The organism is Nocardia bhagyanarayanae (assembly GCF_006716565.1).
Taxonomy (GTDB): domain Bacteria; phylum Actinomycetota; class Actinomycetes; order Mycobacteriales; family Mycobacteriaceae; genus Nocardia; species Nocardia bhagyanarayanae.
Genome location: NZ_VFPG01000002.1, coordinates 635,445 through 647,343, shown reverse-complemented (window position 1 = coordinate 647,343; position 11,899 = coordinate 635,445). Strand labels below are relative to the sequence as shown.

Below are 11,899 nucleotides of genomic sequence, written 5' to 3'. Positions count from 1 at the left end.
GTGGAACCAGGTCCGACATGTCACCCCTCTCGTGTACATCACGATCCTGGCTCATGTTGGTGTGAAAATCAAGGCGGCGCGAACTGCTTGACAACATTAACACTGTGCCGCACGATGTGTACATCACCAACGGCGCTCAACGCCGCGCTCCCTCTGGCTCCACCCGAATCACCTACACGAAAAGGGTTCACCGCCATGACCGATCCGCTTCCGGACAGCACTCGCCTCGCACCATGGCTCGCCGAACAGATCGACGCATCGAACCTCCCCGATGAGGTGGGACTGCTGATCCTGGCGGCCTTCGAAGGCGACCAGGCACTCGACGACTACCTCGGAGGCGCTACACCGGCCCAGCACGCCGCCGAATCTCCCTCCGCTGCAACCTCATCAGAGGCTCGCGGCACATTCCTCACTTCGGTGCGGGTTGAGGGATTTCGGGGGATCGGACCGGCCACCACCTTGAATCTGCGGCCCGAACCGGGGCTGACGATTGTGGCGGGACGCAACGGATCTGGAAAGTCCAGCATCTCCGAAGCAGTCGAACTCACGCTCACCGACAGCGCTTTTCGCTGGACCGGCAAGAAGTCGACACAGTGGCGTGACCAGTGGCGCAATCTGCACCATCGGACCGCACGCATCGCGGTGAGCTTGGTGGAGGAGAACAACGAGCCGGTCGTGGTGACCATCGACTGGCCCGACTACGAGACCGATGTGAACCGGCACACCACCCGCACCCAACGACGCGGCGGCAAACAGCGGCTCGGTCGCGGCGACCTCGGATGGGACGCACCGCTGCAGCGATTCCGCCCGATCCTGTCCTATGACGAGCTCGGCGCGATGCTCAACGGCACCCCCAGCGATCTGCACGACGCGATCTCACGAGTCCTGGGGGTCGAACAGCTCACTGAGGTGATCAATCGAATCGCGCTGCGGCACAAGAACCGCAAGGCGCCCGGTGACGAACTGGCGAAACGACGTAAGGCGCTTGCCGACGCGGTCGCAGAGCTCGACGACGAGCGCGCCGCCGCGGTGGCGCCGCTGCTGAAGAAGACCGCGCCCGATCTGCTCCGGCTGCGCGCGTCGCTGCACGAGACCGAAACCGGTGCGAGCGGGCCGGTTCCGCGGCTGCGCGAGCTCGCGAACCTGACGGCCCCGGTCGCGCCGGAGGAAGCCGTCGCGATCGCGACGCGGTTGCGCGAAAGCGACGCCGAGTTGGCCGAACTCGTTGATGGTGCTAGTGAGCGCAAGCTGTCCACCTTGCGGTTGCTCGAGCAGGCTCTGCGAGTCCACGACGAGCACGGCGACATGCCATGCCCTGTGTGTCACGAAGGCACACTCGACGCGAACTGGGCTCGCGCCGGCCGTGCCGCGGTGAACGCGGACCGCCAGCACCTGGCTGCACTGAGCGAGGCCCGGAAATCGGCGGAACTGGCGCGCTCCGAGGCTCTTCGCGTGCTGCGGCCCGCGCCGGCCATCCTGGACCACTCCCCTGTTCAGGAACTTGAGGAGACCGTGGCCGCCGCCCGCGACGCGTGGCAACAGTTGGCCGCGATCGCGCACGACCAGGTCGCGCAGACAGCGGCCAAGCTGGCCGACCACCTGGAGGCCAACGCCGTGGCGCTCAGCGAGGCGGTCGACGCGCTCAGCAAGGCCGCGGCGGTCTCTCTGGCGGAGCGCGAGGACCGGTGGCAACCCCTGAACGCCGAGCTGCATGCCTGGTGCGCGGATTGGGAGGTTTGGCTCGCGGATAAGCCCGCGGTCGATCAGCTCAACGAGGCCAAGAAGTGGCTGCAGGACAACGATCGCCGCCTGCGCAACGAACGCCTCGCACCGATACGCGACGGCGTCCAGCACGCGTGGTCGATGCTGCGGCAGGAAAGCAACGTCGAGATCGGTGATCTGTGTCTGGAAGGCACCGCGACCCGGCGCAAGCTGCGCATCGATTCGCTGGTCGACGGTGTGGCCGCGGATGGGCTCACCGTGCTCAGCCAGGGCGAGCTCCACGCACTGGCACTGGCTCTGTTCCTGCCTCGCGCCACCATGGCAGAGTCACCGTTCAGATTCCTGGTTCTCGACGATCCCGTGCAAGCCATGGACCCGGCCAAGGTGGACGGGCTCGTGACGTTGCTGAGCGAACTCGCCCAGACCCGGCAGGTCGTGGTTTTCTCCCACGATGACCGCCTGCCGGCCGCGGTGCGGCGCGGCAACTTCGCGGCCACCATCGTCGAGGTCAGCCGCGGCAAGGACTCTCAGGTGTCGATCACGACACTCACCGATCCGGCGCGCCGCTACATCCAGGACGCGTTCGGTCTGGTGGCCGAATACGAGAATGACAGGCTCCCCGAGGAGGCGATGCGCCGGACGCTGCCTGGCATGCTTCGCTTCGCGGTCGAAACAGCCGCTCGGCACGCCTATTTCACCCGCAACATCAAGGCCGGACGGTCGCTGGAAACGCTCGAGAGCGAGTGGGGCGCGGCGGCCACCACGCGATCGAAAGTGATCCTCGGAGTTTTCGGCGAAACACGCGAACCCCAGGTGCTCGACCAGTGGGCCCGCGCGCAGTATCAAAAGTCCGCGCTGCGAATCACCGGACCCCAGATGCACTACGGGCTCAGCTCGACCACCGATCCACGCGATGCGACCAAAGAAGTCGAGCGCTTGGTCGACGACATCGAGAAGGCGGGAAAATGACCAGCCTCCTGACCCTGGCCGGTGCACAGATCGCCCGGCAATCCCCGCACAGCAATCGGATCGCCGCCTGGCTGACCCGCACTGCGCTGGAACAAATCGTCGACGAACTCCTGCGCGCCAAGGGAATCGAAGCGGGTAGAGCCAGCGGCCGAGCCCGCCTGGCCTGCCTCGAGGTCGCCTACCACGATCAGCATGAGGTCCCGTCTCGGTCCCAGTACGCGTGGACGCGGCTGTCCGAGGCATGCCACCAGCACGCGTACCAGCTGTCCCCCACCTACCAGGAAGTGCAGCACTTGCTCGAGATCGTGCGCGGTCTGCAGGCGAGCCGGCCCGCGGTCCCCGTCGCCCAGAGTCGCCGATCACCGATCAGTTCGGAGCCATGTGCCAGCGGTGATGGCCGGGTCTATGACGCATAACGGACTCGCGTTCATGAGCATCGAGACCACCGGCAACGACATAGCGCTCGGTTCTCGTGCGTGCGGCGCGGTAGCGCTGCACGCTCTCGCCGAGGGACCCGACCAAGGCCGCTCGAGTTTCGTTTCGGCACAGTACTATTCGGGTCCTTGCACAGCCGATCGGGCTCCCGCGACCCGCTCCGGCTCAACAGCGTCCGAGGGGGAAGAATGCTGGACTTCACAACGATCGATTTCGAAACCGCCAACTCGTACCGCGGATCACCGTGCTCGGTAGGCCTGGTGCGGGTCCGCGACGGCAAACCCGTCGATGATCGCCATTGGCTCATCCGCCCGCCGGAGCGAGCGGCCCATTTCGATCGTTTCAACGTCGGTCTGCACGGGATCACGGCCGACCAGGTTTCCAACGCGGCTCCGTGGATTGAGATCCTGCCGGACATCGTCGACTTCATCGGCGGTGACGTCGTGGTCGCCCACAATGCCGCCTTCGACTTTGGCGTCATCCGCGACGCGTGTGTTGCCGATCAGATCCCCGGGCCGGAGTTGATTTTCCTGTGCTCACTGGTCATTTCTCGACGCGCGCTCTCCCTGCCGTCTTATCGACTTCCATACGTCGTCGAATCGCTAGGCGGCATTCATCCCGGTCATCACGATGCGCTCGCCGACGCCCAAGCCGTCGCGGATGTGGTCGTGCGGCTGGCCGCCGACCGCAAAGCCGACGACCTCGCCGAGCTTGCCGGGTCGGTGGATGTTCGATTCGGACGGATGACAGGCGGCGAACACCGCGGCAGCGTGGCCATTTCGAGCGGAGATGGCAGCGCCCGCCTCATTCAGGGTGAGCTCAACCCCGACGCCGATCCGGACGGCTACCTTTATGGCCGGGTAGTGGTGTTCACCGGGGCCCTGTCCTCGATGCGTCGAGAGGCTGCCTGGCAAGAATGCGCACGACTCGGCGCGACAGCAGAGAACAACGTCACGCGCAGGACCAATGTCTTGGTCGCCGGCGAGATCAATCCCGCAGTCCTCCGCCCTGGCGCGGAGCTGACCGGCAAGGCCCGACGAGCGGTCGAGTTGCAGCGCGCCGGTCAAAGGATCGAGCTGATGACCGAGGAGGATTTTCTGCGCTGCCTCGCCGGCCAGCCGCTGGACGAGCTAGGCCAAGTGATGCCGGGCCGCTGACCGCCCCGAACTCGATACGACGCCCGCGTCCCTGCACCGGTTCCCCCAAACAAGCGGATTGTCCAATCCGCGCCCTGAACACCTGATGAAGAAAGCTGATCCCATCATGTATTCACCGACTCTGCCCGTCCCACCTCGACGTAGGAACATTCAGGCGCTGAAGGCATCGCTGACTGCCCTCGGTCCCGGTGGGCCTGCGACGGCGGTCTTCCGATCCGAGCTCTACGGCACCTACGCCGTCCGCGGAACAGTAGTTCGTTCCATCGCGACCGGTGGTCTGCTCATCGGCGGCCAGGCACTCGACACCGCGTCATCGACTGTGAACCCCGTACCGGACCTGTTGGATTTGACCGCCGATCCCGTAGAAATCGGCGATCCGCCCACTGGACTGGCCGGTGCGCTCACCGACTTGAATCACGGCGATGCCGTTGTCGGCTACTTCGAGCAGAAGCCATACGGAACATTCACGGTCACCGGCTTCGCCGTCGAAGCGCCGACGGCCCAAATGTACCTGGTCGGTGGTCTGCTCCTGACATCGAAGGGCAGCCGGATGCCTGGAGTTCTGCTCATCGGCCTCGACCGGTTCACCGACACGAACGCCGGTCCCAATCCCGCCCGAATCACGCGCTGGCCCGACGCGGACAACGACTGACCGCAACCCACCACTTGGAGCAAGGAGAATCATGCTGGGGTTCGCAACCGTCGATCGGCAACCACTTGCCGAGTCGACCGCCGTGTGGTTGACCAGCCGCACCGGCAACAACTTCGTCCGCAATACGAACGCTGTCGTCATACGGCACGACGATCCCGACTACATAAAGAAGATCCGATCACTCACCTGCGAACGCTCGGTGGTCCTCACCGACGGAACCGAGTCTCCGGTTACGTTCGCCCACGCGGTACGGATCGACGCTTTCGACGATCTCATCGAGCAGACAACTCAGCATCAGGAATCCATCTGCGCCGCGATTTCCGACTACGCCAGACGCAAGCGCACCGAACTCGTCGTTCCCCGGTTCCTGCCGGTTCCGGCTCTCACCACTCCTGAGCGAGACGAACCGCAGTTGCGCGCCCTGTCTGTCGCCAACTTCATCGGGGCGGTCTGGACGGCCTGGCTGTTCACCGAGGAGCAGCGGCTGCGGCGCACCGTCTCGCCGAAGACCCAGAAGACGCCATGGATGATGCCGGCCGAGCTGAACAGCCCGACCATTGCCGTCCTTCCGGCAGATTTCGCGGACCGAGTGAAACCCGAGCCACTGTCATGACAGATCACCCGACACCGACCACGGATCGTTCCCTCACCCGCACACCGGAATTCTCCGAAGGACTCGAGCGCCTGGCACGTGGCGAAAACCTCTTCCTTACAGGACGTGCGGGTACGGGCAAGTCGACCTTGATCCGCCACTTCCTGGTCACAACGAACCGCAACGTTGTCGTGGCTGCACCTACCGGGGTCGCCGCTCTCAATGTCGAGGGCTACACCATCCACCGACTGTTCTCCTTCTGGGCGGGCATCACGGTCGAGGACGTCCGCTCCGTGCGCTACTTTCCTGCCAGATTCCACAAGACCCTCGGTCGACTCGATACCCTGATCCTCGACGAGGCGTCGATGATCCGAGCCGACCTGTTCGACTGCTTGGCCGTCGCGCTGGAAAGGTTCGGACCCAAACGCGGAACTCCTTTCGGCGGAGTGCAATTGGTGCTGGTCGGCGATCTGTTTCAGCTGCCGCCCGTCGTCACCGAAGGCGAGAAAGACTACTTCACACACCGATACGCTTCGCCATATTTCTTCTCAGCAGATCACTACGACCGCGAGCAGTTTCCGCTCGTCGAGCTGACCACGGTCTTCCGGCAGATCGGAGACGCTCGTCTGGTCGAGATCTTGAACGACGTCCGCGACGGCACACTACTGGAAGCCGCTCGAGCCGAGCTGAATACGCGAACCAAACCCGCCTTCCAGCCCCCGGTCGACGAGTTTTGGCTCACGCTGGCCACTACCAACCGAATTGCCGACGCGCGGAACAAGGACATGCTCGGTCGCGTTCCTGGCCCAGAGCTCACTCATCTCGTACTCACGACCGGCGATGTGGACGGCTTCGACCGACCAGCGCCGTACATCCTCACCTACAAAGTCGGCGCCCAAATCATGCTGCTGACCAACGACCCGTCAGGCCGCTGGGTGAACGGGACCATCGGCCGCATCACCGGATGCGGGGACGACCAGGGCAACCCGATCGTGACCGTCGCCATGCCCAACGGCCGACAGGTCGACGTCGGCCCGCACACCTGGGAGATCACGCGTCCGGTAATCGAGAACGGCGCGCTGCGACACGAAGTCGTCGGCACATACCGTCAGCTGCCCTTCCAGCTCGCCTGGGCTGTCACCATCCACAAAAGTCAGGGCCAGACCTTGGACCGGCTCGTCGTCGACCTGAGCGGCGGCACATTCGCCGACGGGCAGCTCTATGTGGCGCTCAGCCGGTGCACGTCGATGGAGGGGCTCGTTCTGACGCGCGACGTTCAACCCAAGGACCTGAGAACCGATATCCGCGTCCGGCGTTTCCTCGCCGCCAGTCGGCCGCTGGCCCCGCACCGCGGAAAGGTCTATCTCGGCGTCTGCACAGTTGGGGACGAAGGGCGTATGTGGAGACCGCGCCCGGTAGAGATCGCACTGGTCACCGACGATGGATTCGAAATCACCACACTCGTCAACCCGCTCCGCGACCTCGGCGACGCCCGCCTTGCCTACGGCATCACGGCCGCCGATGTCCTCTTAGCCCCTACCTTGGACCAAGCCTGGGCGGCGTTCGGACCGCACCTCACCGGACGAACCCCCGTCGGCATAGATATCGACAACCAGTTGCGCGACATCGACTTCGAGCTCAAACGCCAAGGCTACGTCGTGCCGATGCCATTAGGCATTTCTGTCGGGCCCGACTTACTGTGTGAAGGCGATCTCGCTCGGATCGAGGCGTCGAATGCCCTCGACCGTGCGCGGGCAGTTCGCGATATCGCAGCGCGGACGCGCTCGGATGCGCTCACCGCCGTCGACGCATTCCCCGCTCATGACGACCACTTCGGATACACACTCGAACGCGGCGGGAAACCGGACTGCTTCCGGGCAGGAGGGAAGGTGCCGACCTCCTCCACACCGGAAGCGGAACTCGCGAAAGTGCTCCGCCGCAACCTTCAACGCATCCGACAGGACGAACGCGTCCACGCGTTGCTGCACGAGCTGGGGTTGGCCCTGGGACACACCATCGTCGATTCCACAGACGTTCGCCCGTCGACCGACATCGCCGCCACGCTGGCGCCCGGTGCCCGGGTTTGCTTCACCGGCTCCGTCGTCGACGCTTTCGGCAAGGAGTGGACCCGCGGCGACATGGAAGGACTGGCCATGAAGTGCGGCCTCAGTCCAGTCGACAGCGTCACGAAGAAGCGATGCGACGCCCTGATCGCCGCCGAATCCGGGACAATGTCGGGCAAAGGCCGCAAGGCCGCCCAGTACGGCAAGCCGATCTTCACAGCACAACAGTTCATCACCTGGGCGAGCGCTTCCGCATCCAGTGCGTCCGAGCAGTGAACCAACACTGGTACAGCTCTCGGCTCGACACGGCGGCGGCAGGGTACGTGAAAGATACACCTGTTGTGCTCCGCTACTCCGAGTCGTCCGCGCGAAGTGTCAGCCTGCGACCATCCGGATCCGTGGCAGTGAAATCACCACATTCCATCCGAACGATCTCCGCACCGACACGACGCAACGCGGCCTCGGGGGCGGGCACCGAGAGTGTGATCTCGAGTCCTCCGGCAGGCTCCGGACCGCCGCGGGACTCACGAATCGCGATGCCTGGAACGACGGTCACGGTATCGGTGCCGACCGCAAGTTCGGCACCGAGGAGCCTGCCGTAGAAATCCGCGCACCGACCGAGATCGGAAGTCGGCAGCACCGTCTCGATGAGCCGGCCACCGGATCGTTTCCGGCTCACCTCGGCGGAATCATGAGGCCGCACCTTCCGTTCGGGCGCGATCGGCGTATCGAGAATGACAGATTGTCCGTCGTCGAGGCACAGCCGCACCCGCTGACGTTGCTCGTCCACTCTATCGATTGCGGCTACACGGTAGGTTCGCCCATCCGGAAATATCCCTGTATCACCGCATTTCGATAACACCAATTCGTCTACGGCCGCCCGGCGCAGAGTGGGCGGACGCCCAACCGTGGGCCGCGCCGCAATTCCTCGGCCAGAAGACAGATCAGCCGCGACCGAGACCAGGTACGAAGCGTCCTGGACCGAGCTTCCCAGCGATCCGAGCCATTCGTACCCGTGCATAGCACCCAGCAGACCACCGGCCATCGACGCGAGAGTATCGGTATCGGCCTTACGCAGAAATGCCGCCGCTACGAGTCCCGACAACGGCTCGTCGGCAAAGTGCGCCGCGACGAAGATGGCGCCGGCCGCCGTGATGGTTCCGGAACCATTGGAATCGGAATCACAGCAGCCGAGTTCACGTAGCGTATCTTCCGGCGCGCTCGCCGATCCTCCGCGCAGCGCAGCGTCGACGACCGTCAGTAGCTGATACATCTCCCCGCAGGTCGCCGACCAAGTGGTGATGAATTCGTCTACTTGCTCGGGCGTACCCCAGTCCTCGGGCAGCAGCTCCGCGGCTCTAGTCGCCTCGACGAGGCTGCGTTCGGCGACACCGAGGATTTCGCCGCATCCCAACACCGACTCCGCCCGCAGCAGATACGCGAGGACGTGCGCGTAGACGAGCGCTCCCACCAACGCCCGCGGATGACCATGTGTCGTGACACCATCGCGGATTACGCGTCCGGTGAGATCGCTTGGGCCGGACGCACATATCGAGTGAGGCGCGATCCGCATCGCGACACCGTTGGCACCCGCGTCCCGATACGTACGCAGCGATCGCGTCCCGTTCGATCGCGGAGGAACCCGCCACGGCGCGACGCCCCTCGCCCAGGAAGCGGCTGCCCGCAATACTGCGCCACCGCCGCCGCGCTGATAGATGGGCCACGTCGGCAACTCGACCTCGACGAGGTGCGCCGCCCAATGCGAACCGTGTAGACAGGCACGCGCGGTCGCCAACATCAACTGCGTATCGTCGCTGTACGCACCAGCGTCGACCACATCGCGATAGCGGGACCGATAGTGACCGGCCGTCCGCGTCCACGACCGGAACACCGGCTCGGGCTGCCGCTGGTCCCGTGCTCGCTGGCCCCCGAGCAAACCTCCGCGCTGTTCCTGCGGCCACCCGAGCGCATCACCGCAGGCCGTGCCCACGATCACGCCGCGGACTCGGTTACCGAATCGGTCGGCGCTCAAGGTTGGCCGCCCGCTACTGGCCGCCATACCGTCTCCTCGAGGCGCCTCGAAGTGGTGACCGCGGCGCTGACCAGCTGTTTGTCGAAAAGACCCAGCGAGACCAGCGAAGGAATCGACTTCGGGACCGACGTGATGCCGATGCGCAGCAATCGCCCGTACTCCTCCTCGGCGGCGTCGGCCGAGGGGAAAACGATCGCGCGCACCGCCGACAGCGGTATGGGACCCGGTACCAACAATTCCGCTTGGACGTCGGTCGGACACCGTGGGTCATGGTTCGCACCCCGGGTACGCACTCGGTTCCCCTGCCCGGAAACGCTGGCCGCATAGCACCGACGCAGCGCCTCGACACCCGGTGCCGCACCACCGGCAGCGGCGTTACGCGCGCAGAACAACGTCCCGTGCCGTGCGGCGATTTCCTTGTCGATCAGGAAACACACCCAGTCCGGGTAGCTGACGGCGTTCGGCTTGCTCTTGGCCACCGACAGGTAGTACGCGTTCGGGTATTGGAAGCTGCAACACACCCTGTCCGGATGCCCGTCGAGGCGCTGGAGGTCGGTCTCGGTAAAACAGGCGCGGACGTCGTCGCGGAGTTCGGCGGCGCTTCGTAGTTCGCCGTCGGCGAGGATGTGTCGCAGGTTGCGCGACGGCGTGAAATGCGCCAGACGTTCGAGCGGCATACTCCGCAGTTCGGCCAGAACCTCGGCATCGAGCAGGGTCATCGCCCACCGCCGTACAAGGTCTCGTCGAATGGCGGTAGCAGGGGCGTCAACGTTCCGGAGTACGTGATGACGACCTCGCTCCTTGCCCGCGTGACACCGACGTACAGCAAACGACTTTCGCGCCCGGCGGCCTCGTCGAAGCCGAACGACTGGATCACTTCCGGGTTGGGCATGCTGTCGGCGCCGCAGTACGGCATCAAGACGATGTCGAACTCCAGCCCCTTGGCGGAGAAGTACGTTCCCGCGTAAATGCCCTCCGTCACATCCCATTTCGTCATGTCGTCGTGCAGTTTGCGCACATCGCTCAGACCCTGTACCGCTCGAACGGTATCTTCCCGCGTGCGGACAAGCACCCCGATTCGTTTGGTGTTGCGTTCCAATTGCGCCTTCCACGCGATGTACCCGGCCTCCGCGTCGCGGTTGCGGCAGTGCATCAAGGTCGGTTTCCTGCCGGGCGCGCGCCGCGGCTGGTTCGGAACGACAAGATCAGGGGCGTCCTGAAAGTGCGGCATCTCGGCGATGGCCAACGCCAGCCGGGCGATCTCCGGGCTGTTCCGATAGTTGTCGAGGAAGGTCTCGACCTTCGACACGCTCAGTCCACAGGACCGCCACGACACACCCCGCCCATAGATCTGCTGGGCATAATCCGCGAAGAGGGTCAGGCTGCCGTCCGGGGGGATCGACTCGGCGAGCGAACGAATGGCCTCCGGCGAGAGATCCTGTGCCTCATCGACAATGATGTGCCGGTAGGCACGCTCGGTCTCGTCTTTCGCCAGCGCGGTACGCACCGCCGAGGCCACCGAAGGCCAGTCGTACTGCAGGTTCGCCTCAGCTAGCAGTTGTCGGTATGCCTCGCGCACTTTCCACACCGCGGCGCGCTGGTTCGACTGCAGCGCCACGCCACGACCGCGCCGACTGACTTCGAGGTATTCGGCTTCCGAGGCCAGTCCGTGACCGTCGATCCATTCCAGCTCGTCCTCGAAGAACCGATTCGGTCGATCAAAAAAGGCCCAACCGGGGTACTCGGCCGCAACACCGCGGACACTTTTGCCGATCAGTGTCTTTCGCCGATAGTCCTTGGCAATCGCGTTGCTGCCCAGTATCTTCCGGCTAGTCAGATAACTGGTAGCGAACTGACCGTAGGTCTGGATCGTGATCCGGCCACGGTACTCGGCGGCAAGGTGGCGCAGGTATGTCGACAACGAACGATTGAAGGTCAGCACCGCGGTCGGGCCGTTATCGCGGGTACGCCTGTCCGCGAGATGCGCGGCCCGATGGATCGCCATCACAGTCTTCCCCGATCCGGCGGTACCGAGCACAACGTGATGACCGCTCGCCCGCAGGTACACGACATCTGATTGTCGGCCGTCTGGCATGGGCAAAGCCACGAAACATCCTCCCCCGCTTGAAAACCGATCCTTTCGAGGATCACAGAAACCGTTCGCGATAGTAGAGGATCGAGCGGACCGTCGCACTAGCTGCCAGACGAAAAATCTTGCAGCACTGCTAGATTCATGACAAACAGCCAACAACCGGAGTCAATCGACGCCGACTGCCG

9 protein-coding genes are annotated in these 11,899 nt (G+C 64.5%); 6 read left to right on the top strand and 3 right to left on the bottom strand.

Annotated elements, in window-relative coordinates:
* The 6 genes from FB390_RS29740 (at position 1) to FB390_RS29715 (ending at position 7,866) form a co-directional block, all read left to right on the top strand.
* Positions 1-2,691, top strand: coding sequence for an AAA family ATPase (locus FB390_RS29740; RefSeq protein ID WP_141812530.1), 2,691 nt, complete (start codon positions 1-3; stop codon positions 2,689-2,691).
* Positions 2,688-3,107 carry a hypothetical protein gene (locus tag FB390_RS29735; RefSeq protein WP_185757325.1) on the top strand — a complete coding sequence of 140 codons (420 nt, stop codon included), beginning with the start codon at positions 2,688-2,690 and terminating at the stop codon, positions 3,105-3,107. The genes FB390_RS29740 and FB390_RS29735 overlap by 4 nt, the downstream gene beginning before the upstream one ends.
* 207 nt (positions 3,108-3,314) lie before the next feature.
* Complete coding sequence (locus tag FB390_RS29730; protein WP_141812529.1) at positions 3,315-4,283, top strand: exonuclease domain-containing protein; 969 nt, start codon at positions 3,315-3,317, stop codon at positions 4,281-4,283.
* A 106-nt stretch (positions 4,284-4,389) separates the two neighbouring features.
* A complete protein-coding gene (locus FB390_RS29725; RefSeq protein WP_141812528.1) occupies positions 4,390-4,935 on the top strand; it encodes a hypothetical protein in 546 nt (181 codons plus the stop codon).
* Between the two features lie 31 nt (positions 4,936-4,966).
* Positions 4,967-5,548 carry a hypothetical protein gene (locus FB390_RS29720; RefSeq protein WP_141812527.1) on the top strand — a complete coding sequence of 194 codons (582 nt, stop codon included), beginning with the start codon at positions 4,967-4,969 and terminating at the stop codon, positions 5,546-5,548.
* The gene (locus FB390_RS29715; protein WP_141812526.1) at positions 5,545-7,866 is read left to right on the top strand and encodes an AAA family ATPase; all 2,322 of its coding nucleotides are present in this window, start codon (positions 5,545-5,547) and stop codon (positions 7,864-7,866) included. The genes FB390_RS29720 and FB390_RS29715 overlap by 4 nt, the downstream gene beginning before the upstream one ends.
* A 73-nt stretch (positions 7,867-7,939) precedes the next feature.
* Here the strand turns inward: FB390_RS29715 and FB390_RS29710 are convergent, their stop codons facing one another.
* From FB390_RS29710 to FB390_RS29700, 3 genes are read right to left on the bottom strand one after another with little or no spacing between them, the layout of a single operon-like run.
* Entirely contained in the window at positions 7,940-9,649 is a 1,710-nt protein-coding gene (locus tag FB390_RS29710) for an ADP-ribosylglycohydrolase family protein (protein ID WP_141812525.1), read from the bottom strand.
* On the bottom strand, positions 9,619-10,341 hold the full coding sequence (locus FB390_RS29705; RefSeq protein WP_141812524.1) for a DarT ssDNA thymidine ADP-ribosyltransferase family protein: 723 nt from the start codon (positions 10,339-10,341) through the stop codon (positions 9,619-9,621). Before FB390_RS29705 ends, FB390_RS29710 begins: the two co-directional genes overlap by 31 nt.
* Positions 10,338-11,729 carry a UvrD-helicase domain-containing protein gene (locus FB390_RS29700; RefSeq protein WP_141812523.1) on the bottom strand — a complete coding sequence of 464 codons (1,392 nt, stop codon included), beginning with the start codon at positions 11,727-11,729 and terminating at the stop codon, positions 10,338-10,340. Before FB390_RS29700 ends, FB390_RS29705 begins: the two co-directional genes overlap by 4 nt.
* Between the last annotated feature and the right edge of the window lie 170 nt (positions 11,730-11,899).